Annotated in this window: 22 protein-coding genes; 10 read left to right on the top strand and 12 right to left on the bottom strand. The window is 42.3% G+C overall.

Features of this window, described 5'->3' with window-relative positions; translation table 11 throughout:
• Positions 1-232 precede the first annotated feature (232 nt).
• Both ACTQ9T_RS05250 and ACTQ9T_RS05245 read left to right on the top strand, forming a co-directional pair.
• Positions 233-1,240 carry a hypothetical protein gene (locus ACTQ9T_RS05250; protein ID WP_440464292.1) on the top strand — a complete coding sequence of 336 codons (1,008 nt, stop codon included), beginning with the start codon at positions 233-235 and terminating at the stop codon, positions 1,238-1,240.
• A 237-nt stretch (positions 1,241-1,477) separates the two neighbouring features.
• Positions 1,478-2,143 carry a hypothetical protein gene (locus ACTQ9T_RS05245; protein ID WP_440464291.1) on the top strand — a complete coding sequence of 222 codons (666 nt, stop codon included), beginning with the start codon at positions 1,478-1,480 and terminating at the stop codon, positions 2,141-2,143.
• A 184-nt stretch (positions 2,144-2,327) separates the two neighbouring features.
• Here ACTQ9T_RS05245 and ACTQ9T_RS05240 read toward each other — a convergent pair whose 3' ends face one another.
• Together ACTQ9T_RS05240 and ACTQ9T_RS05235 are read right to left on the bottom strand one after the other, a co-directional pair.
• On the bottom strand, positions 2,328-3,455 hold the full coding sequence (locus ACTQ9T_RS05240; protein WP_352309138.1) for a zinc-binding dehydrogenase: 1,128 nt from the start codon (positions 3,453-3,455) through the stop codon (positions 2,328-2,330).
• Positions 3,456-3,573: 118 nt separating this feature from the next.
• Positions 3,574-4,251 carry a glutathione S-transferase family protein gene (locus ACTQ9T_RS05235; protein ID WP_440464290.1) on the bottom strand — a complete coding sequence of 226 codons (678 nt, stop codon included), beginning with the start codon at positions 4,249-4,251 and terminating at the stop codon, positions 3,574-3,576.
• A gap of 162 nt (positions 4,252-4,413) precedes the next feature.
• Between ACTQ9T_RS05235 and ACTQ9T_RS05230 the strand changes: the two genes are divergently transcribed.
• Positions 4,414-5,325, top strand: coding sequence for a LysR family transcriptional regulator (locus ACTQ9T_RS05230; protein WP_440464289.1), 912 nt, complete (start codon positions 4,414-4,416; stop codon positions 5,323-5,325).
• Positions 5,326-5,421: 96 nt separating this feature from the next.
• Here ACTQ9T_RS05230 and ACTQ9T_RS05225 read toward each other — a convergent pair whose 3' ends face one another.
• Complete coding sequence (locus tag ACTQ9T_RS05225; protein WP_440464288.1) at positions 5,422-6,291, bottom strand: DMT family transporter; 870 nt, start codon at positions 6,289-6,291, stop codon at positions 5,422-5,424.
• 139 nt (positions 6,292-6,430) lie between these two features.
• Between ACTQ9T_RS05225 and ACTQ9T_RS05220 the strand changes: the two genes are divergently transcribed.
• Both ACTQ9T_RS05220 and ACTQ9T_RS05215 read left to right on the top strand, forming a co-directional pair.
• Complete coding sequence (locus ACTQ9T_RS05220) at positions 6,431-7,321, top strand: LysR family transcriptional regulator (protein WP_440464287.1); 891 nt, start codon at positions 6,431-6,433, stop codon at positions 7,319-7,321.
• A 73-nt stretch (positions 7,322-7,394) separates the two neighbouring features.
• Positions 7,395-8,141 carry a carbon-nitrogen hydrolase family protein gene (locus ACTQ9T_RS05215; protein WP_440464286.1) on the top strand — a complete coding sequence of 249 codons (747 nt, stop codon included), beginning with the start codon at positions 7,395-7,397 and terminating at the stop codon, positions 8,139-8,141.
• Positions 8,142-8,155: 14 nt separating this feature from the next.
• Here the strand turns inward: ACTQ9T_RS05215 and ACTQ9T_RS05210 are convergent, their stop codons facing one another.
• From ACTQ9T_RS05210 to ACTQ9T_RS05200, 3 genes are read right to left on the bottom strand one after another with little or no spacing between them, the layout of a single operon-like run.
• The gene (locus ACTQ9T_RS05210) at positions 8,156-8,305 is read right to left on the bottom strand and encodes a chlorhexidine efflux transporter (RefSeq protein WP_440464466.1); all 150 of its coding nucleotides are present in this window, start codon (positions 8,303-8,305) and stop codon (positions 8,156-8,158) included.
• Between the two features lie 12 nt (positions 8,306-8,317).
• Positions 8,318-8,905, bottom strand: a complete 588-nt coding sequence (locus tag ACTQ9T_RS05205) for a 2-hydroxychromene-2-carboxylate isomerase (protein ID WP_440464285.1) — start codon at positions 8,903-8,905, stop codon at positions 8,318-8,320.
• A gap of 57 nt (positions 8,906-8,962) precedes the next feature.
• Entirely contained in the window at positions 8,963-9,691 is a 729-nt protein-coding gene (locus ACTQ9T_RS05200; protein ID WP_440464284.1) for an SDR family oxidoreductase, read from the bottom strand.
• A 102-nt stretch (positions 9,692-9,793) separates the two neighbouring features.
• Here ACTQ9T_RS05200 and ACTQ9T_RS05195 point away from each other — a divergent pair, with 102 nt between their 5' ends.
• The gene (locus ACTQ9T_RS05195; RefSeq protein ID WP_440464283.1) at positions 9,794-10,267 is read left to right on the top strand and encodes a winged helix-turn-helix transcriptional regulator; all 474 of its coding nucleotides are present in this window, start codon (positions 9,794-9,796) and stop codon (positions 10,265-10,267) included.
• Between the two features lie 195 nt (positions 10,268-10,462).
• On the opposite strand, the gene cueR is transcribed toward ACTQ9T_RS05195, so the two are convergent.
• From cueR to ACTQ9T_RS05180, 3 genes are all read right to left on the bottom strand, one after another.
• The gene (gene cueR / locus ACTQ9T_RS05190; protein WP_440464282.1) at positions 10,463-10,855 is read right to left on the bottom strand and encodes a Cu(I)-responsive transcriptional regulator; all 393 of its coding nucleotides are present in this window, start codon (positions 10,853-10,855) and stop codon (positions 10,463-10,465) included.
• A gap of 97 nt (positions 10,856-10,952) precedes the next feature.
• Positions 10,953-13,430, bottom strand: coding sequence for a heavy metal translocating P-type ATPase (locus ACTQ9T_RS05185; RefSeq protein WP_440464281.1), 2,478 nt, complete (start codon positions 13,428-13,430; stop codon positions 10,953-10,955).
• A gap of 413 nt (positions 13,431-13,843) precedes the next feature.
• Positions 13,844-14,281 (bottom strand): hypothetical protein, encoded by a 438-nt coding sequence (locus tag ACTQ9T_RS05180; RefSeq protein WP_415228445.1) that lies wholly within the window; start codon positions 14,279-14,281, stop codon positions 13,844-13,846.
• A gap of 158 nt (positions 14,282-14,439) precedes the next feature.
• Here ACTQ9T_RS05180 and ACTQ9T_RS05175 point away from each other — a divergent pair, with 158 nt between their 5' ends.
• On the top strand, positions 14,440-14,889 hold the full coding sequence (locus ACTQ9T_RS05175; RefSeq protein WP_415228446.1) for a hypothetical protein: 450 nt from the start codon (positions 14,440-14,442) through the stop codon (positions 14,887-14,889).
• 275 nt (positions 14,890-15,164) lie between these two features.
• Here ACTQ9T_RS05175 and ACTQ9T_RS05170 read toward each other — a convergent pair whose 3' ends face one another.
• From ACTQ9T_RS05170 to ACTQ9T_RS05160, 3 genes are all read right to left on the bottom strand, one after another.
• Positions 15,165-15,410: a hypothetical protein gene (locus ACTQ9T_RS05170; RefSeq protein WP_440464280.1), complete on the bottom strand. Its 246-nt coding sequence runs from the start codon at positions 15,408-15,410 to the stop codon at positions 15,165-15,167.
• An 86-nt stretch (positions 15,411-15,496) separates the two neighbouring features.
• Positions 15,497-16,768, bottom strand: coding sequence for a tyrosine-type recombinase/integrase (locus ACTQ9T_RS05165; protein WP_440464279.1), 1,272 nt, complete (start codon positions 16,766-16,768; stop codon positions 15,497-15,499).
• 677 nt (positions 16,769-17,445) lie between these two features.
• Positions 17,446-18,771, bottom strand: coding sequence for an SIP domain-containing protein (locus ACTQ9T_RS05160; protein WP_440464278.1), 1,326 nt, complete (start codon positions 18,769-18,771; stop codon positions 17,446-17,448).
• 193 nt (positions 18,772-18,964) lie between these two features.
• On the opposite strand from ACTQ9T_RS05160, the gene ACTQ9T_RS05155 reads away from it, so the two are divergent.
• From ACTQ9T_RS05155 to fhuB, 3 genes are read left to right on the top strand one after another with little or no spacing between them, the layout of a single operon-like run.
• Entirely contained in the window at positions 18,965-19,729 is a 765-nt protein-coding gene (locus tag ACTQ9T_RS05155; RefSeq protein WP_440464277.1) for an ABC transporter ATP-binding protein, read from the top strand.
• Positions 19,730-19,778: 49 nt separating this feature from the next.
• The gene (locus ACTQ9T_RS05150; protein ID WP_440464276.1) at positions 19,779-20,765 is read left to right on the top strand and encodes an ABC transporter substrate-binding protein; all 987 of its coding nucleotides are present in this window, start codon (positions 19,779-19,781) and stop codon (positions 20,763-20,765) included.
• Positions 20,762-22,903 carry a Fe(3+)-hydroxamate ABC transporter permease FhuB gene (gene fhuB / locus ACTQ9T_RS05145; protein WP_440464275.1) on the top strand — a complete coding sequence of 714 codons (2,142 nt, stop codon included), beginning with the start codon at positions 20,762-20,764 and terminating at the stop codon, positions 22,901-22,903. The genes ACTQ9T_RS05150 and fhuB overlap by 4 nt, the downstream gene beginning before the upstream one ends.
• The last annotated feature ends 104 nt before the right edge of the window (positions 22,904-23,007 follow it).

Genomic DNA, 23,007 nt, shown 5'->3' with positions numbered 1-23,007 from the left:
CTGTTATGGTATAGGGTGTCTCTATAGAGATCGGTTTTTCATACGTATTCACCTTACTGTTTGAGAGGCGACGTATAAATATTAGTGATATCGAATAAATTATGCTTGAAGATAGTGAGGTGAGCAACTATATTGAGGGTTGGTAACATTGTTACACTTGCGCAAGAAAAATTACAATTTTATTTTAGCAGTCATTTAACGCCAGTAGAATAAACTGGCTTGGTGTTATTCTATGAACGATGAAAAAAAAGACATCGGTACTGATTTCGACGAGGAGTTGGCCAAACTTGTTAATAAAAAATCGCGTAAGCTTGTCAAAAATAATATCTATGAACGCTTTATCAGTCGTGTTGACGGTACAGAGGATAACAATCAGGACGAGGGCAAGTCTGACCACTTAACGCCATGGGAAAATATACGACAATCTCCTAATTATGAGTCTTTAAGCTCAGAAGAATTGCAGTTTTTTGCCACCTCAGAGGGTAATGAGGGGATAGACATTGATATATCAGATACGACAACTACAGATGTCAGCTTTGACTTTATTAATGAAGAGGAACTATTTGGCAACGATGAATCACTAGCAGATACGCCTCAATCATCAAATAAAGACTATCCAGATAGCTATGATTTGGATGAAAATTCAGACCTTGAACTAGACAGCAGTCATGTTGAGCATACCAGTGATGATACTGATACTTTTCACCCAGCTCATAATGATGAGCAAGTGGTTGAAAGCAAAGTTGCTGAAAATACAGTCGTTGAAAACATGGCAGAACCTGCTAACAACGAAGCAGTAAAACCGCAGGGTAAGCTCGCCAGTAATAAAAAGCCTCTCATCATTGGCATTGCTATCGGGACATTATTGGCCGCTATTATTGTGTTAGCCATTAATGCCAGTGGCATCTTATCTCCTTCGACAGAAGGTACAGTGTCTGACGCCTCTAAAGAGGTGGCGAGCGCTATTGACACCAATGTCAGTAGCGATACTCAACCTAAAACTCAGGCTAAGGCAGCTAAGGCGACAACCCTCTCGAATAATCCACCAGTGACTGACGCTGAACCATCAGCAGTTATCAATCCCAATCAAAATGATGCGCCATCAAGTGTCGCAGCGGATAAAGAGACAGAGCAGATAGTAGAAGCAACTACCGATGGCTTGGACAACGAAGCCGCGATTTCTTATGAAGATTTTAGGCAAGAGTCACAAAGTACGCTGTATCGTGAGACCAGTGATTGATGCTATCAACCAAATAACGCATTGATATTTATTTTACTACCATCCAAATAGTCTTAGAGAATTGTCTTAGAAAAACGACAACCCAAAATGATACTTTCGCAAAAAAATGTACCGTTTGTCTGTCAGTCATAGCGCTCATACCAAAATAAGTTGAATAGAATCAATATATTTGTATTATTACGAATATACAACACGATTATGTGCCGTTGCTTACGAAGACTGACTTGGTATTGACTTATGGAAATTGCAGATAGTGAAAGTAGCCTTAATAAGGGCATCGAGTTACCTAAACATGGTGACATTGAGCTGAATATTAACAAGCGTACTCGTGGTGTCTACGAACAATATTTGAAAAACACCATAGAAAACGTGGTCCAAGCGCAAGAGCCTATCTCAGAAACCGCAGCAGCAGAAACAGCAGATCGGGATACTTATAATTATCTCAATCAAACACCTATAGAGGCTGCATTTGAACAAACACAGCCAGTTCCCAATACCCCAAAAAAATCAGCAAGTGAGTCTCACAGCAATATCAAATTGATGGCTGTGACTGCTATAACCAGCGCCTTAATTATTGCCGCTACCGTCGTAACGCTTGATATGAATGGTATTTTAGCCGCTTTCTCTGAGCGCTCAACTTCGTTTATTGAGCAAACGCCAATGACGAGCACCGATGCAGGCATTGCTGAAGATGAGCTCGTAGCAAAGGCAGTTTCAATAATCCAACATACCGTTGATGACAGTTTAAACACAGTCAATCATGCGGGTGCTCATAGCAATGCAAGAGATATCAACCAAAACATAATAGTAGAGAATAGGTCTGTCAGCATTGAGCCTGCTATTACTTACGAGGATTTCATGGCAGAGGCGCAAAATCCCTTATACCGTGATAACGAATATTAAGCCCAGTTATTTACCAAGATTCAGGCTGATACAACAAAACGTACTATCAACCAATATAGTTAATTTTTAGAGAAACTATAAATGAGTTAATGGTCATTAGGGTCTGTTGAACATGCAAATAAAAAAAGCAGATATCATAATCGATATCTGCTTTTTTGTTTCTAAATTACTTTTTAAACAACAATTAAGCTTGAGGCGTGATTAAGTACTTCTCACCGGTCGCTTGTTTACCGTAAGCGGCGATTGATTGTAGTTTTAATGCCTCTGCCAATGACACTTCATGCGTATAGCTGCTGGCAAATGTCGTGGTGATTTCTTCTGCAACACGTTTGCGCATCGACATGACTGTCTTGGTGCCCAGTTTGCCTAGCGCATTGAACAATAAGAATCCATTAACACCCCAAGCAAAACCAAAGTTACGGTTCAATGTGATAGGGCCGCGGTTTAGTGCGCCATAAATATAAGCTTGTTTAAAAGTATCAGACCCATAAACGCTGTATTCTTCTACATCACGAGTGATAGCAGTTTCCATACAGTTCAGAATATCGCTGCTTAACTGACCGCCACCAATAGGGTCAAATGAGATAGTAGCACCTGTTTCGATAATCGCTGCCGTTAAATCAGCAATGAAATTGTCACTGCTTGAGTTGACCACATATTTTGCGCCCATATCACGCAATAGCGTTTCTTGCTCATCTCTACGTACAATATTGATCAAATCAATGCCATCAGCCATACAAATACGGTTTAACATTTGACCAAGGCTAGAGGCTGCCGCTGCATGAATGATGGCTTTATGCCCTTCAGCACGCATGGTTTCAACCATCGCTAACGCAGTAAGCGGGTTCACAAAAGAAGAGGCGCCTTCTTTAGCCGTCGTGCCTTCTTTTAGTTCTAGGCAGCTCTGTACATTGACACAGTGGTATTGACGATAAGTCCCACCGCCAATCACAGCTACCGTCTTACCCATCAATGCTTGTGCGGCATCTGATGAGCCCGCTGCGACCACAGTCCCTGCGCCTTCATTGCCCACAGGCGTGGCTTTACCCACACGTGTTTTTAGCGATGGCATAAACTGGGCGGGGACATCAGCCGTGATGACTGGGTTTTCGTCGGTGCCTGATTGTACAGCGGTTGCCATATTGGCGGCGCTGAACATAACCCCCAAATCAGATGGATTCAATGGGGCCGCTTCAATGCGCACAACGACTTCATCGGCACCAGGCTGCGGCATATCAATCTCTTGTAACGCCAATGTCAATTTATTGTCTTCACTGATGGTTGAGGTCAGTTGGATGTTTTTATCAGTCATAGGGTTTGCTCCTGCAAATCGTTATAGTTATTGAACCAATGACAGTATTGTATTGGCCCTATTTTTTGGTTATTGAATACAAAGGTTGTTCTGTAGTTAAGTACTTTTTGATATCAAACTAGCCAGCGTTTGCGGCTTTAATTTGAGCTGTCACATGCTGCATAAACTCTGGCATATTTGCTAGACGACCTTCTTCTACTTGTTTGGCAGTATCAGACTCTTTCACAGCAGCATTCCACTCTTTCATACCTGGGATCTCTGCCAGCACATCCCAGTTAAGTTGGGTAGAGGCAAATGCGCTGACAATAGTATTCACATAATAAACATAGATGTCAGCCATCGTGAATTCGTCACCTGCAATCCAAGGCGAGAATTGACACAAGCGATTCAAGGCAATAATACCGCGGCTCAATACTTGGCGGACTTCATCCTTGACAGATTCAGGGGCATCAGTGCCTGAAAAAACATAAGGGATTAGCCTGCGGCTTGGCAGCTCAAAATAAAGCTCTGATATCTTCATAATTTGACGCACAGTTGCGCGTTCTGCCGCATTTTTAGGATATAACGGCTTTTCTGGGTAAGTTTCTTCTAAAAAATCACAAACAACGCTCGATTCTGACAAATCAAAGCCATCAGGGGTTGTGATGGCAGGTACTTTGCCAACTGGGCTGACTTTCATCAACTCGTCACTACTACCGTAGACAAGGTTTTCTTGGAATGATAGTTCTTTGAATAAAAGGGTGTGTTTCACGATATTGTAATAGTTGCTCGCAGCAAAACCATGCAAAGTAATCATAAGTCCATTTTCCATTGTTGATATAAAAGTTGTAATTTTTAAGTTAAACACATTATTACTGGTTTTAATATGGTTATATATAAGGGAAAACGTGAATCACTATTGTTATTAAGACAATAATAGAGCGAAAATACTCAAATATTTATTGAATGGAGAAATAGGTTGGATCAACTACGTGCAATACGGTATTTTAGTAAAGTCGTCGAAATGGGTAGTTTTACCAAAGCGGCAAGTGCCTTTAATGTGCCGCCATCATCATTGTCGAGACGTGTTTCTGATTTAGAAAAGAGTTTGGGCGCGACATTATTAAAGCGTTCGACCCGCATCGTTAAGCTGACCGAAGTGGGGCAAGTCTATTACAACGACGTGCAGCAGATATTGAACCAATTAGAACAAAGCAAAGAAACGGTGCGCAGTTACCAGACCACGCCTATGGGGCGCTTACGAATCAGCTCGATGGTGGGTTTTGGTGAAAAGATACTGCTGCCGTTGTTAGACGAACTTGGTAAGTTATACCCAGAGATTGTATTGGATGTTAGTCTCAGCGATGAACTATCAGCATTAGGACGTGACGATGTAGACATTGCGATTCGCGGTGGTTATGCACCCAATGAGCGCGTGATTGCTATTAGGCTAATGGACAATGGGTTTATTCCCGTTGCGTCTCCCAGTTATTTGGAGATGCATGGTACACCCAATCATGTGATGGAGTTGAAAGAACATAAAGGCCTGTATTTCAAAGCGCCAAACGGGCCAACGCCTTGGTTATGTCATGTGGATGATCAGTGGCATGATGTCTCGGGGCCAGCAGTGGCAATTTCGAATAACGGACCATGGCTTGCCAAAAAGGCTTGTGATGGGGAAGGTATTTTAATGTCTACCCACTGGGCGTTGTCGTCATATCTTGAGTCAGGCGCGTTACAAGAGATTAAATTTGAGCATCCGTTAGCGATTACGCAACATGCTGATATGGCTGTGTATTTGCTGTATCAAAAGCAGCGCTATCTCGTACCCAAAGTGAAAGCCGCCGTAGACTTCTTGGTTGAGAGGATAAAAGTGAAAAATGCGCAGTAAGATTTCATTGATTAAAAATCACATTAACTCGATGTGATTTTTTTGATGTGATGTCTGATATCTAAGAGAGATTAAGTAGGTTGCCAAGGTTAATATTCACTCTATCGGAACCGATCTCTTATATTTGACAGACTCTCGTGTGGCTAGCCAAATGAGAGGAATAATAATCAATGCTGAACCTATCAATAAGCTGATATCCGGTATCTCATGAAACCACACGATGCCAATAAATACTGCCCCTAACAGTCCCGTATATTCTGCACTAGAGATTTTATGGGCTTCCACCGATCGGTAGACCAGTACACAGATACCCGCATAGATCAAAATAAACAAATTTGAGCCCGCTGCTATCCATAGCGCATACCAACTCAAAGGTTCATTCTCCCAAATAGCCAAACTAAGCCCAAATGGAATACCCACTAAATTGGTCAAAAACAATGTTTGTGCAACGGTGTGATTCGAAGGCAGTTTGCGAACCAATAGATTATTAGTGGCCATGGTTAAGGCCACTATCAGCGCAAATATAGCACCTATATTAATTTGCGTTGGCTTTACAATGATAAGAATGCCAACGAAACCTAGCATTGCCACAACGATGCTTGGCGCTGTGAGTCTGTCTTTATAAAACAAAAATCCTAACGGCAACATGAGCAGAGGAGCAGTATAAAAAATAGCATTCACCGTAGCCAGCGGTAGCGCTTGAATAGACAACACCATGAATACCGCACCAAATAACCAAATATGACCCCGTACAAAATGCCATTTTATATTACTAATCAACTTGGTTTTTTTATTCAAAAAGCAAAAGGGCAGTAGCATCAAAACGGCTGTCAGCTGACGCAATAGAACAAATTGATAGACCGCTGCGCCATCTGGCAACTCTTTTATCAACGCATCTGATAGGACGGCAATCATATTCCCCACAACCAATAGAATCATGGCAAACCCAACACTCATCTTTGGCATAACAACCCTTAGCATTACTCTAAAAACAGTTAAAAATTGACATCAAGTGACGTTCATTTAATACTTGAGTAAGCAGTATATTCATATATTTACATGACGTATAATGATATAAAACTCTTTAGTATTAGCTGAGGTAATAATGAAATTGCCACCGTTACGCGCGATACAGTGCTTTGAATCCGTTGCAAGACTGAATAGCTTTTCAAAAGCAGCAGAAAGTCTCAATGTGACGCAAAGCGCCGTGAGCCATCAAGTCAGAACACTTGAGGAATACCTTGGTGAAGCTTTGTTTTATAGGCAGGGTCGGACACTTTCGTTGACAGAAATAGGGGCGCGTTATTTCACAGAAGTAAATCAATCATTGGCGGCTATTTCTAATACCAGTCAGGCCATTCGGAATGACCAACCTGGGCATATTCGCCTAGCACTGTATAGCTCGGTGGCTGTTAATTGGCTGATTCCTCGATTGCAAGACTTCCATAAACAACACCCAGAGATTGAGCTCACCTTAAACATGGTGACAGACCAAGACGATTATAATGAGCAATGTTCTGATTGTTTTATAACCGTCAATCCGCCAAAGCGTAACGTGGTCAGCACGTTTTTATTCGCTGAAAAGCTATTTCCTGTCTGTGGTCAAAAGCTCTGGGAAGAGATAAAGGATCAGTCGTTGCCAGAGGCGTTATGGCAACACCCTATCCTGTCCGTAAAATATTCTGGCAAAAGTGAAAATGCGGCCAATGATTGGCTAAAGTGGTGTAAAGCAGGTGGGTTTGAATTGCCGAGCGATGTAAAAATCAATCAATTTAGCCATGTATTACTTGCCACAGAGGCTGCACGTTATAACTTAGGTATTGCGCTTATTGATAACTATATGATGTTGGATCAAGCACATAAGCAAAATCTTATCAAAATACCGATGCATGAATTACTAACAGGGGATGAGTTTTATTTTTTTTACAATGAGTTAAAATCTAACCAAGCGGACATTATTAAATTGAGTCGTTGGTTGGAGTCTCAGTGCTATTAAAGAGTATTGCTATTAAAGAATATTAGCAATAATAGCCATTATAACCATCCCTCACTAATGAGAATAAAATTCTATGAAAATAGTCATCAACCAGATTGATATCACTGATTATCAAGTATCGGTAAATGCCGCCTTTATATTGAAATCAATCAATGATCATAAAGCTTGCAATGGCTTTATGATTTTTCCAGAGCTCGCTTTTACAGGATTTCCGACAGCAGATAACATTGACTCTTTATGTAGTCAGTCACAAGTGCATTTTGAAAACCTACTGATAGCCAGCAAACATACGGATTCAACCATTATTATTGGGCACATTGAAAAACATGATCAACGGTTCTACAACGCATGCTTTTTTATAAAAAACGGCGAAATCATTTATAAGCACCGAAAGTCAAAACTTTGGCTAGATGATGTTGGCGTGTTTACCAGCGGAGATGAGTTTTCCATCGTTGAAATTGATAATGTAGTTTATGGTGCTCAGATTTGTTTTGAGCTAGAGTTTCCAGAAGGCTCGAGAGCACTGGCAAAGAAAGGGGCAAAAATTATTTTTATGCCAAATGGCAACATGTCTCCCTATGCAAATGTCCATTATGTACTGACTCAAGCGCGTGCCATTGAAAACCAATGTTTTGTGATTACCTGCAACGGTGTGGGCGTCGGTCATGGCGGTGAGTTTGTAGGAGAAAGTCTAGTTGTCTCTCCTACAGGACAAATTATAAAAAAACTTGGTTCGATGCAAGAAATAGCAGTAGTGGACATCGATTTAACAGACATAGAACACTCTAAGAAAAACTACCGCTATATAGACTTAGCTTGATTCAACCATAAGACTTAACGATTAAATTGAGTGGCAAGGTGATTTTCTGGAATAGGGAATACCTTGTCGTAACTTAAGTTATAGAAGAAGGCATAGACCACATAGAAAGTAGCCATCGCAATATCCATCATAAAGGCCTGCCACAGGCTGATACCTAATACTATGGCCCATCAAAATCAGTCTCTCAAAGCATCCTCGACGAAGCTCAAACGATCTTGTCCAAAGAACATCTCACCATTTACGAAGAAGCTTGGGGCTCCAAATACCCCTCGTGCTACAGCTTCTTCAGTTGTATTTTTCAAATGCTCCTTAACCTCAGACTCGCTGATACGAGTCATAAAGTCAGTTGCATTGAAGCCTGCTTTGGTCAAGACTTGAGCAACAACTTCTGGTGACTCCATATTCAATTTCTTAGACCATAAGGCGGTAAAAATGGCTTCTAGATAAGTCTGGAATTCAGGTGTCCCCAAGTAAGCCGTAACACCGCGCATGAGCTGCATGGTATTCAAGGGGAAAAACGGATTGAAGCGAAAAGGCACCCCATAAATATTTGAAAAACACTTAAGGTCTTTGAGCATATAAGCAGCTTTTGCAGGTACCGCAGCAGGTGAGGTGTTGCCAACAGCTTGGAAAACCGCTCCAAGTAATATAGGTCGCCAAATGATCTCAGCGTTGTGACGCTGTGCCATGCTCTCTAATTGTGTCCATGCCAAATAGCTGGCTGGGCTACCCACATCAAAGAAAAACTCTACTTGTTTACTCATCTTTGCATTCCTTGCAATATATATTAGAAAATTTTGGAGATTATTAGTTAGATGGGCTTAAAAAGTCTCCATCCATGGACGCAGATCCAGCTCATGTGTCCAGCTGTCTCTTGGCTGACAGTGCAATTGCCAATACTGCTCCGCGATATGCTCTGGATTTAAGATACCGTCTTGTTCTTTAAGTGCATAGCGCTCAGGAAAGTTATCACGAATAAAGGCGGTATCAATGGCACCATCAATAATAGGGTGGGCCACATGTATGCCTTTTGGTCCCAACTCACGTGCCATACTTTGCGCCAAAGCCCGCAAGGCAAATTTAGCGCTAGCAAAAGCAGAAAAACCTTTACTGCCTCGCAAAGAAGCGGTTGCGCCAGTAAAAATAATCGTTCCTTTTCCACGCGGGATCATGACTTTCGCAGCTTCCCGACCTGTGAGAAACCCAGATAAAGCGCCCATTTCCCATACTTTTCGATAGACTCTTTCTGTAGTGTCTACAATGGATAAATGCACATTCGCACCGATGTTAAATATCACCACTTCAATCGGCCCAATGTCTTGTTCGATATGAGCAAATAGCTCAACCATTTCTTGTTCTACACGCGCATCGCAACCAAATGGCTTAACTGCTCCGCCAGCCGCCTCAATGTCACTGACTAATGTGTCCAGTTTGTCGACACTCCTTCTGGTCACGCATAAGGTAAAACCTTCTTTTGCAAAACGTTTTGCAACAGCGCTGCCAGTGGCATCGCCTGCGCCAATGACAACCGCTACAGGTGCTCTATACATATCTATTTCCTTATAGGTTCCTTTTTAGAACTAATAAAAATATATCTTTATTTTTGGGCACTGTCAAGCTAACCTATTACTCAAAGATGAGGGAGATAGTATATGCGTTGGGATGAACTTGATAAGCAGTCTTGCTCGGTGGCTCGTACGTTGGCAGTCATCGGTGATCGTTGGACACTCATGATTTTACGTGACTGTTTTTTAGGGATTAGACGGTTTGATATATTTGAGCAACGCTTAGGTATTACACGTCACGTCCTGTCTAACCGTCTTCGCAAGTTAGTTGAGTATGATATTTTGAAAAAGATAGCTTATCAGCAAAAACCACTGCGCGAGGAGTATAGGCTGACAGAGCGCGGGTTAGATCTACACTCTATCGTTCTCGCATTGGTTAGCTGGGGAGACAAGCACATGGCTGATGAACGCGGTGCGCCACTATTACATAGACATAAAGAATGTGGCCATATCATGCATCCTGTAGCGGTATGCTCTGAATGTTCTGAGCCCATCACTGCACGTGATATTGAGGTGGAGATAGGCCCTAAGTGGATAGGTGACGATGAGGTGAGTATCTAGTAAATCGTCATTTTACATACAAAATTATTCTATGATAAGTTATTCGAGTAGGGGGTTGTACTGCTTACCATCAGCTTTGGTTCTATTGTCAATATCGTCTCACTGATACTGATGATATTATTTGTCGCTTTTTCAGGTTCATTATAAGAGCAAGTCTATTATAGATTTGCTCATCTAGGCTGGCAGGTTCGTGAATTACTGATTTTGTCCTAGATCTTCTAGAATGGCGCAGTCTGCATTATCATCGCCTGCACAATGATCAAAAGAGTTCTGTAGCGAATTGACCATCTCCTGCAATTGGGCAATTTTTTGGTTTAACGTTTCAATATGCTCTTGTGTCAGTTGCTTAACATCCGCGCTCTGACGGTTGGCATTTTTGCGCAAATACAGTAACTCTTTCATTTGCTTGGATGAAAATCCCAAGTCACGAGAATGTCTCAAAAAGCATAAGTCATCTATATCGTCTTTAGAATACAAGCGATAACCTGAGTTCGAGCGATTTACTGTTTCTAGCAAGCCAATTTGCTCATAGTAGCGAATCATTTTGGTAGAGATACCTGATTGCTTTGATGCTTGACCAATATTCATAATTGTCCTCCTAACTTAAAAAGGGACTTAAATAACAAAAGGGTTTAAATAACCTGTTTATTTAAACCCTATATGGATATACTTTACGATTCTATATTTACTCTGTAATGACGGGTACTTTAAAGTACTTGAGGCGTAATGCATTGCCCAATACAAAAACAGAAGACAGGGCCATTGCGGCTGCTGCAAAAATAGGTGAGAGTAAAATACCAAAGGCAGGATATAACACACCTGCCGCAATTGGGATTAAAGCAATGTTATAGACAAACGCCCAAGCCAGATTTTGTCTGATATTACTGATGGTTGCTTTACTCAAGGCAATCGCGGTAGGCACGCCTTGCAAACTACCTGACATTAGCACCACTTCAGCCGCCTCAATCGCCACGTCTGTGCCTGTACCAATGGCCAGTCCAACATCGGATTGAGCCAATGCTGGGGCATCATTGATACCGTCACCAACAAACGCCACTCGGCCATATTGTTCTTGCAAATGGCGTATTGCATCTACTTTGCCTTCGGGTAATACTTCTGCCACTACCTGATCGATATTTAATTTTGCGGCAATCGCTTGGGCGGTATGGCGATTATCGCCTGTAATCATGGCCACTTTTAAGCCTAACTGATGTAGTGCGGCGATGGCGGTATGAGTCGTCTCTTTAATAGGGTCGGCAACGGCAATGATAGCGGCCAATTGCTGATCAATAGATACATAAAGCGGAGTTTTACCTTCTTGCCCCAAACGTAGCGCATCTTGTTCAAAAGGCGCAACATCGAGCCCCAATTGTTGCATATAACGATCTGCGCCAATATGAACCACTTGGCCTGCCACGTTTGCTTGAATACCTAGACCAGTCATCGCCTCAAAGTCAGTGATAGGAAGCAGTTGAATATTCTGTTGTTCTGCGGCTTGAACAATGGCTAAGGCAATGGGATGCTCAGATTTTGCTTCAACCGATGCCACCACACGTAAGACTTGTTCTTTCTCAAACCCTTGTTGTACTTGAAAATCCGTTAACGTAGGTTTGCCTTCAGTCAATGTGCCTGTTTTATCAACGGCAACCACGCTCACATCCTGAAGCATTTGTAGCGCTTCACCTTTACGAAATAGCACACCCAATTCTGCACCACGACCCGTGCCGACCATAATAGAGGTGGGAGTGGCCAATCCCATTGCACAAGGGCAAGCCACAATGAGCACGGCAACCGCATTGATTAAACCAAAGGTTAAGGCAGGGTCAGGGCCAAAAATCAACCAAACTATAAAGGTTAATGCTGATAAAAACATCACCGCTGGTACAAACCACATGGTGACTTTATCCACCAATGCTTGAATCGGTAATTTAGAGCCTTGGGCTTGTTCTACCATACGAATGATTTGTGCCAACACAGAATCTTCACCAATGGCCGTTGCCCGAATATTCACGGTGCCATTTTGATTGATAGTACCGCCGACTACTTGATCACCTGCTTGTTTTTTCACAGGAACAGGTTCACCAGTAATCATAGATTCATCAATATAACTGTGACCGTCAACCACCTCGCCATCGATAGGCACACGCTCGCCTGGACGAATCTCAACCATCATTTGTGCAGTGACGTCTTCTACAGGGACTTCAATGACTTTACCATCTTGCTGTACACGGGCGGTCTTTGCCTGCATGCCCACTAAGTGCTGAATGGCTTGAGAAGTACGACCTTTAGCCTTTGCTTCAAAATAACGACCTAATAATATCAAGCTTACAATCATGGCAGCGGCTTCGTAATAGACGTGCACCGTGCCTTCAGGTAACGCTTGCGGGATAAAGGTCGCTATTAGAGAAAAGCCATACGCTGCGATAGTACCAATCGCCACTAGCGAATTCATATCTGGCGCAAAACGCAATAAGGCTGGCACGCCTTTTTGATAAAAGCGTCGGCCTGGAAAGAGTAGTACCAGTGTGGTCAAAACAAACTGTATCAGCCAACTTTGCTGAGTGCCGAGGTTATTCACTACCCACATATGAAAGGCGGGAATCATATGCGAGCCCATTGCTAAAATGAATACGGGCAGTGATAACAGCGCAGAAAGCCCTAAATCTCGTTTAAGCTGATTTTGCTCTGATGCTTTCTTATCTTGTCGATCACTTTGGTCTTGTTCTACCAGTTTGGCCTCGTAGCCCGCTTTTTTAACGGCCTCAATTAAGTCGCTCGTTTGTATTTGCGCATCGCCTTTAATCCAAGCACGTTCAGTCGCAAGGTTTACAGTAGCTTGTTGCACGCCAGCGACTTTTGCCAAGGATTTTTCTACTCGTCCAACACACGATGCACAGCTCATGCCTTCTATGGATAGCTCGATAGGCTTGGTTTCAGTTACTTTATAGCCTGCGCGCTCTACCGCTTTGTTTAATTGGGCGACATCTACAGGCTGAGATGAGTAAACAGTCGCCTGTTCGGTGGCAAGGTTTACCTCGGCGTTTTCAACGTGTTCAATATTTTTTAATTGTTTTTCGATACGCCCGACGCAAGATGCGCAACTCATGCCTTCAATGCTCAGCACTTCATGATAAATAGGGGCTTTAGTATTTTTTGTTTTCATAACAACCTCTGTCGTTTTTAATTCTGTTTTTAATCTATAGTGACAGCATATAGGTTGACATCATGGTAAGGTCAAGCGTATTTCTACAATACTTTCAAAAAAGCATACTTGAGCCTTATTGCGGTGACGAGGTGAAGGTGCGGAAGGTTAAAATGAGAGGAGTGGTAGATAACAAAGAAGGGTATTGCCGATAACTTATCTCATGGAAACAGGGGCGGTACCCTATTCAGGACTTGAACACTAGGCTGTAGGATGATGGTATCAACGTTTTGAAACACTGGAATAGTCACAATGTGCTTCATGGTTTACATGCAGTAAGCTTTTGGTAGTAGATAACATCATCTTTATTCATCATAAGCATTGTTATAGGTGCAATAAGGATTTTAGGGATATATTTGCAAGCATCTCACAGTTCAAACAGACCAGTTAATATTAGAACGGTAGAAAAGCTTAGCAAACATAAGTTTCTCATCCTTGATTCCTGACTCTATGGAGCTTTTAATTAAATTCTCATCAATATTATTACCTTCATGAACTCTACTAATTATAGTTCGAACTCTATTTTCAGTATCAAAATAGATAGCTAAGATATTTTGTTTGTTCTCAATAAAAATATCTGGGAATGTATTGGTTGATATTATATTTCTTATACTACCCATAATATCTATTAACTCACAAGTATACTCTGGATATTGTATCCAGACCTCACAGCAGTCTTCTAGCATAGGATAGCCTTGCTCATAATTGATACCTTGGACATGCTTATCATCAAAATCAGACATATACCATTCACCAAGCTCGTTGAAGTTCTCGGTAGACAATAGAAATTCTATTAACTCTTCTTTAAACATAATTCAGTCTCTAAACCCATTTTCAAAGTGGTATATTCACTCAATGAGTTATCAGTATATGTTCGGTGCGCTATACAGGCATCGAACTATATGATGAAAATTTTCCAAGTTAATTTCTACGAGATTAACGGCATGGGTCAGATGTAAGGATAGTTATAATGAAATACATCAAACACTTTGTAAATTCTTATGGAGAGCGTACTTGGGATTTTACGTACTACTATCATGAAGTAGTTCCTAAGATACTTAAACATAGGGAGGAGTTAAGCCTGATTTTATCAAGTGATTTAAACGGAATAGACAATAGAGAGAAGACACTTAATAAAGGCATAATCCAGACGATTTATTATGATTTAGAAAATGATAGGATTTCGTTGAAGATCGAGCAAAGACAAGGCAAAGATCTAATAGAAATCATCTATTCCGATATTGTAAATGTTAATATCAATTGTTGTATATTACCAATCACCATAATGGTACATGAAGTAGACGTAACGCCTGATAGTAATATCATACATTCACTATTTTTATTAGGTGATACAGAAATAGTTTTTGAATGCAAAAAAATAGAATTGAAGACTATGACTCTTGAAAAAGTCACAAGTTAAGCTAGAAATTAACTGCACTGTCTAATTGATTTTGACATAATCAAAGCATATATTTTGGGTTCAACTCATCAAAATATATAGCAAGAAACTTTGACTATACCCCAAGGGAGCCAGTTATTTCAGCCTTCAAATCAATTAATAGACTACTTAAAACAGACTGGTATAATGGAACCACTAATAATAGACCGCGAGCCTTGATACTCTAGATCATCCCTAATTGGACGTTTCTCAAATTGTAAAGTGTAATTAGAAAATTGTTTATTAATATTCTAAATTCACAGCATGACTCCATAACTCGTACTACGCCCTAAGGCATCAGATTTTTTTAACATGCCTTTTTCTACCAAGTCATTAATATCTCTTAATGCAGTATCAGCCGAGCACTTGGTTATCGTTGCCCATTTTTTGGTGGTCAGTTTGCCATAAAAACTTGTTAGTAAGGTATTGAGGAGGATGCGGTGATTAACAACAATGCTATTCAATGCATAGTATGCAGAGATTAGCGCGGTTATTCGATGCATTTTAAGTGTGCATATAGGTACGTTCTGTCATGTTTTGCTAAAGTTTATACTTGATTTATGATGATGTTATGACTGATGTATAATTGCTATTCAGAATGATTCCGTAGCCCATCTATATAATTGGCCCAATCCTGCATCATTTGCACTCTGGTATCGATCTCATCAAGCCGGTTATAAGCACCGCCATGCGTGTCTTTGATTCTATGGCCCAGCTGCAACTCTGTCACGATGTCCGAATAGCGCAGTTCGGGTTGCTCCATCAGCAAGGTTTTGGCTGATGCCCGAAATCCATGAGCGCATTGCACATCCTTATATCCAAGCCGATGAAATATCTGTACTAGGGTTGCTTTGCTAATATATGAATTGCTTGAGGCGCGCATCGATGCAAATACGTACTCTTTATGACCTGTGATTGACTGTATATTTCTTAGACGTGCAATTACTTGTGTCGCTAATGGTACAACTAAGTGCGACACCATGTCCTCACGACCTTCGCCCTTGGTAGGGGAGAACGCCCATAGCTTATTGTCCCAGTCTATATCCTGCCAGCGCATAGATCGCAAATCGATACTACGCACAAACACATAAGGCAGCAGATTCATTGCCTCTATTGTAATGGCGCTTGCGCCTTTAAATGAGTCCATGTCTCGTAACAATATTGCAAACTTATCAGGCTTAGTAATGGCTGGCAAATGATTGCCCGAATTGGCTGGGGCAAGCTCACCGCGCGTGTCCATCGCCACATTTTTGTCACATAATCCTCGCGCTACTGCGAACGAAAATACTTTTTCAGTATAAAGTCGGGTACTTGCGCCCACAAAGGTTGCTTGATTTTCATTGTTTTGAATGGCCTCGCATACACCCAAAATAATCTCGCTGGTGATGTCATTCATTTTTAAGTCGCCAATCTCACGACACATATATCCTAGACACAAATCCCAAAACTTGAGGGTCGACTCACTAAACGAGGGCTTTTTAGCCTTACTATGATGACGACTCCCTATCTTGTGGTCTCTCCAAGCCTGTGCAACCTCAGCAAACGTAGCGTTTTTTAGATGAGCATACTTATTAACTTGTTCTTGTTGCTGTATGGCCTTGGGGTCAGAGCCTTTTGAGACTAGATTGAGTATGGACTCGGCTTTATGCTTCACCTCATACAAGCTAATATCATCAACCTTACCAAGCATCATCCTAGGTCGTTTGCCGTCGATATGTGGATGCGAATAACGAAGGTAGTATTCTTTTTTGCCATTTGGGTAAATACGAACACTTAGACCAGAAGTGCCTGAAATACTGATTGAATAATCTTTATCTCGGTATTCAAGTTTATTGATATCGTTTATAGTATTGACAGCCATTATGTATATCCGTAAATGTTGCAGGTGGAATGCATTCAAAGTATTTGTAGATAGATTGAGAGTATAGTTTCTAAAACAATGATGACTACTGAAAGTCCTGCTATGTATAAATTACAAAGATCATTGGACACTGTTATGGACACTAATTATCGCCAGATATCTGAATAAAACTATTTATTATAGCAACTTAAGTCTTAATTATTCCCAAGGTTCACTTGGGGATAAATCTAGTATAGTGGAGATAGAGTGACTAAGCTATATCTCAATTGGCGTGCGGGCGATTAATGATTGGTGAGCATCATAAATATGGAGAAGCCTATCAAGGCTTGCATTGGATAAAAGAGGATTTGAGCACCTTTAGGTAAAAACGCATGCTCCTGTACTTGCACAGAATCACTTAATCAGGGTCATAGTACTGTTCTGTGCAAATTTGGACGGCATTAAATTCAATGCGTTAGATTTAAATAGCTTAATGGGAACAAGAGATATTCAAAAGACCACTAACTGCTTCTCTAATAAGTGACTCTCTAATAAATGCTTCTCTAATAAGTGATTCTCTAATCTGAAACACTTTTTGATGGTGCAAAGCGCTGAGTACTAGCGCAAAGCTATTGTGACTCCTTCTATCAAAATAAAGCGCTCCGGTATTGTCAGAGACATAACGTCATTTATGCAAACTAATCGTGACGCCAATATACTTTTACCACAACATCGGTACGACTGAGTGTCAGTCGCTCTCTCAACAATGGGCGCAATGCTTTGGCAGTATTTGCTTCTAGTGCGCCCCAAACTTTATCAATCTGTAGAGGGTTGTCAGTTAAATAATCACCTAGTGTACTGTCAATCAGTGTGGCTAACTCTGCTCCTGAGTTTGCTTGATTGGTTACTATAGGCAATACAGCAAAGTGGTCATTGCCGTGGGTTTCGGTGTCGCAATCAATTTTATTATCAATGCTACTGTTGTCACTACCAATGCTATCAAGGCTACTGCGCATTTTCACTGTATCAAAATAACTTTGATCGTCTGCATCTTGCGTCACACAAATGATTAATGGTGGCTTAGGGTTATTCCATAGCTCCAGCAGTCGTGCTGCCGTTGGCATCGATGTTTCATCAACAATCAATACCGCTTGACCACCTCGCAAGTGCTCTACCTTTTCAGGAAACTCTCGTTTTGTGACAACGGTCTCGCCTGCTTGTAGCGACTGAGCCCAGTTGCCGCCCGGCGTATCCCCATGCAAAAAAACATCGACCCAAACTCTTATCTCATCATCAGCTTGCCATGCTTTTCTTAGCGTGTAATAACAGTGAGGACGAGTAGGGCGTACGTTATTTTTTTCACTGTCATTAACCGCATTGTCATCAGCTTTGCTGTCATCAACCTCGTCAGACATCAATGCATTCGTTGTCGCATTGTGCTCTAAATCAAATAAGTACGCGTAACCTGCTTCGTTGATAGGTACTGACATTGCGCTGTTAGTATTTCTTAATTGAACGTCATCACTTAGTTGAGCGTCATTTAATGACGGCATGCTCAATTCAAGGCGCAGCATATTTTTGCTGACGTTATAACTGTTTTGTACATCAAATACTTGCTTGGTCAGTTTGATTGTTTTTTTGCCTAGCTTTTTATCTGCTCTTTGTTTTAGCAAGATATATTGGGCTTGCAAGTCATCAAGCTGGGAGATAGGTGCAGTAAAAGCGATAAAGAAAGTCTGGTCATAGAGGGAGTTATCTTGAGCGTCAGTCGGTTGATACTTTAATTTTTTTTGGCGAGTTTGTATTGTAATGCCTTCAGCATAAATATCGGTTATCTGTGCATCTACGCGATCCAATTCAGCTGTGGATAGTGAGGTAAATACACTTAAAAATCCGAGTAATTCATCGAGATGCTCTTCATTGATATGAGCGACGACATTGGCTATTTCAGGGTCATTTAATGAGGTGTATTGGCTGTTTTGGTTGTTGGCGTTTTCTGTAGTAGCTAAAAGCTGTTTAGTCATATAAATACTCGCAATCAACAGAGCGTTGAAATTAAAGTGAATGAGTTTTTAGTTAATGATAATTGTTTTTGTTATCATTTACGAGTAAAATCAATTCTTATTGTGGTTTGGTCTCCAAAAATTGGTCTATAACCAATGATCGATACACCATCATTCTTATGACATATTACTTTTATCAACAATGAGTGCTTATATGCTACGTGCAAACCAGCTGACTATCAGCCGTCAAGGAAATACTCTATTAGACAATGTGAGCTGTGAGATTGATACCAATCAACTGGTGGCTTTGGTTGGGCATAATGGCTCTGGCAAGTCGACCTTGATTAAAGCATTGGCAGGCGAGATGGCAAGTAGTAGTGGTGATGTCACATTAGACGAGCGCAGCATCAACAACTATGGCAGTAAAGAGTTGGCACGGCAGATGGCATATCTACCGCAACAATTGCCAGAAGCGGCTGGATTCACGGTGCGTGAACTGGTTATGCTAGGGCGCTATCCACATCAAAAATGGCTGCAAAAGCCTACCCAAATAGATAAAGACAAAGTCGCGCAAGCATTGAAAGTGACTCAAACCGAAGCGTTTGCTGATCGCATCACTGCCACGCTATCAGGTGGTGAGCGCGCCCGTGCTTGGCTCGCGATGTGTCTGGCACAAGATACGCGGTATTTGTTGCTCGATGAACCACTTGCTGCTCTTGATATGCATTATCAAATTGAGGTTATTCAGCTTATTCGTCGTTTGGTAGACGAACAAGGCCTGAGCGTCGTGATTATTATCCACGATATTAATTTGGCCGCGCAGTATGCCGATCGGATCATTGCGCTAAAAAATGGCCAAGTATGTCACAACGGTGATATCGCCAGTACCATGCAACCTACCGTGCTACGCGATATCTTTAATGTCGATATGCAGCTGCTCAGTCATCCTATCACTGGACAGCCTGTTGCAGTGGCTTAACGTCTTACTTTTGCTCCCTTTTTTAACTCGCCTACAAAGATATGCTTCTATGCCTCCCATTCTTTATACAGAACACTCATCGAAACGCCCAATAGCTAAGCTTAAGCCAGTATCAGTGACGTCATTGACAATATTGAAATGGTTCGCGCTCTCATTATGCTTGGTATTGACGGCCTGTAATAATCAGACATCCACTACCTCAGAATCAAAAAGTAGTCATAGCGATAGGATGAATATCGCCTCTCCTGACTGGGGCAATGCGGCGACTTTGACAGCGATGGGGCATGCACCAATTGCGACAGGTGATATAAGGGTTTGGGATAGGTGGGTTGGAAGCCCTAAATTGCCCTCATCAACCATAGATTTGGGCATCCGCTATCAGCCCAATGCTGAGCTAATCGCCCAACTGCCTGTTGATATGGTCATAGACAATTACTTTTATGAGCATGCACGTAATTTATACGGTGATGTCCCTGCTGAGTCTGTGATGTCTGCGGCAAAAGGAGAGACAGCAACGTGGGCTGACTATACCGAACCAACGCGGAAGCTTGGCATGCTGATCGATAACCCAAAGATGGCTGAGGACTATATTGTACAAAGTCAGAAAGACATACAGCTGGCAAGTCAGCAATTGCATCAGCGTTATCCAAGAGTCAAAAAGTTTGCGGTGGTGCAGTTTGCGGATGCTAACAATATGCGTATGTATGTGGCAAACAGCTTATTTCAACCTGCGTTAGAGCAGATGGGTAAAGAGCTTGTGGTATTGGGCAAAGGCAATAATTGGGGATTTGTGCCGATACGAATGGGAGATTTGGCACAGTTAGATGATGAGACTTGTTTATTAATTATCGATCCACTCAGTCCAATCACTAGCGCTGAAATTGATGACAGCTTGATTTGGCAGCGTTTAGGTTATGGCAATACCCGCTGTGTGGGTGAGCTACCTCCAGTATGGATTTATGGTGGGATGTCGTCATTGGTCAGCCTAGCAAATAACTTGTCAGACGTTTCATTAAAAGGCGGGGATGTACTATGAGCGCCAATATAAATACTCACAACAATCATATCAATAACAACACCGACAGTGCTCATACGATGACATCAGCTTCTGAAACCGTAACGACTCTAAAACCATTATCGTCGTCATCTTTATTGCCGCCACCGAATCAACCTAATCCCCAGACTTCTTTGTTTGCCAGTATGTCTTGGCGACTGTGGGTTATGCTTATCGGACTAGCGGCTTTGTCATTATGGAGCAGTTGGGTACTGCTAGATCAGCAGTGGACGCGCCCACTTAGTGACTTGCTTATACCCAGCTCGCAATTAGATATTGCCAGTATGGCGATACAGCTGCATATAGTGGCGACCAGCGTAGTGGCGTTGTTGGCTGGTGGGCTATTAGGTGTTGTCAGCATTCTACTACAGCAATTGGTAAAAAATCCCTTAGCATCAGATACGACGCTAGGTGTGGGCGTGGGTGCACAGTTGGCCATGCTCATCGTCACGTTATTTTTGCCAAGCTTAGCCATTTATGGCGGACTTTATGTGGCCTTTGTAGGGGCTATCATCAGTATGGGTCTAGTCTTTGCCTTATCAGCACCCAGCCGATTTAATCCATTGATTTTGATATTGGCCGGTTTGGTGGTTAATATTTTGCTGGCCGCAGTGGCCAATGTACTGGTGTTGTTTTTTGCTGAGCGTAGCAATGGCATGCTGTCATGGGCGGCTGGGTTTTTGGCACAAAACAGCTGGCATACCAGTATTGCGCTAGTCATCACTGCTATTTTGATGGCGGTTGTATGTCTGCCATTACTAAAGCCATTAACGCTGATGAGCCTAGATGACACCCAAGCAAAACGTCTGGGTGTGCCTATTAATGGCATTCGTGCACTTGTTGTGCTGGTTGTTGCCGTTGTGACCGCCTTAGTTATTAGTGAAGTTGGCTTGATTGGTTTCATTGGTCTTGGTGCGGCAAGTTTGGTTAATGCGCTTGGCATCTCCGCGATTGGTAAGCGTTTAGCCACTGCCTTTGGGTTGGGAGCACTGCTGTTATTATTGACCAGCAATGTCGCATTACTGCTTGAGCCGATACTTGATATGCAGATTCCAGCTGGTGCCATGACAGGTATCTTGGGTGCACCATTGATTATTTGGCTAATTTTACTTCAGCGCCGCGCGCGGATAGAGACAGTGACGCCGATGCTTACAGGTAAGCATACCTCCATTGCATTTTGGCGATGGGGCGCTGGTGTGCTCGCCCTTATCCTGCTGGCTTGTCTATTTGTGCAAGATATCAATGGGTGGGGATTCAGTACGGAGTGGGTGCTCACGCAGCAGTACCGCTTGCCTCGTAGTTTGAGCGCTGCGGCCACAGGCTTAATGCTGGCAGTCGCCGGTGTACTACTGCAAACTTTAACGCGTAACCCCATGGCCAGTCCTGAGGTGTTGGGTGTCAGTTCAGGTGCTGCACTCGGGGTTATTTTAGGGTTCTTACTATTACCAAGTTTAGGGCTATCTGCTGGAGCAGGAACGTTGCTGGTTTCAGGACTGACAGGTGCGATGGCTGTGCTGCTATTGATTATTTGGCTAGCACGCAGGGTCAGCTCAGGTTATTTATTATTAGTAGGTATAGGTATTGCCGCCATGATGGACGGGGTGATGCATATGGTCAAGCTTTCAGGAGATCCGCGTCTGGAGGCGATGCTCAGCTGGCTGTCAGGGACAACTTATAGCGCCCAGCCCAGTACGGTATGGTATCTCATTGGTATTGCCGCTATCTTATTTGTACTCAGTCTACTGCTGATAAAACCCTTGCGTGTCCTTGGCTTAGGCACAGGTGTGGCGCGTAATCTAGGTGTGGCAGTTACGCCCGTTACCTTGTCACTACTGGCACTAGTAGCAGCGCTTAGCACGGCCAGTACGCTTGCCGTTGGTCCATTGAGCTTTATTGGTTTAATGGTGCCTCACTTAGCTACTTCGCTAGGCGCTGTAAAGCTTGAACGGCAATTGCCATTAGCTGCACTGTTAGGGGCAGGCGTGATGGTGATAGCAGATTGGATTGGCCGTTATGTTATTTTCCCTTATGAGCTGCCTGCTGGCACGATTGCAGCTATTATCGGTGGTGGCTACTTCTTATGGCTCATTCGTAAGGTACCAGCTTCAGCGAGTAGATAGCTGCTGTCTTTATATAGCTATTAATCAACGATATAAGTGAGCACAGATAGTCTAAAACTATCTGTGCTGGGTAGCTGTGTGTCACTGATTAGTCGGTAGTTTGA

The organism is Psychrobacter sp. ASPA161_6, assembly GCF_051970285.1.
Taxonomy (GTDB): domain Bacteria; phylum Pseudomonadota; class Gammaproteobacteria; order Pseudomonadales; family Moraxellaceae; genus Psychrobacter; species Psychrobacter glaciei.
The sequence above is the reverse complement of the archived record's forward strand: the minus strand, read 5'-3'. Positions and strand labels throughout refer to the sequence as shown.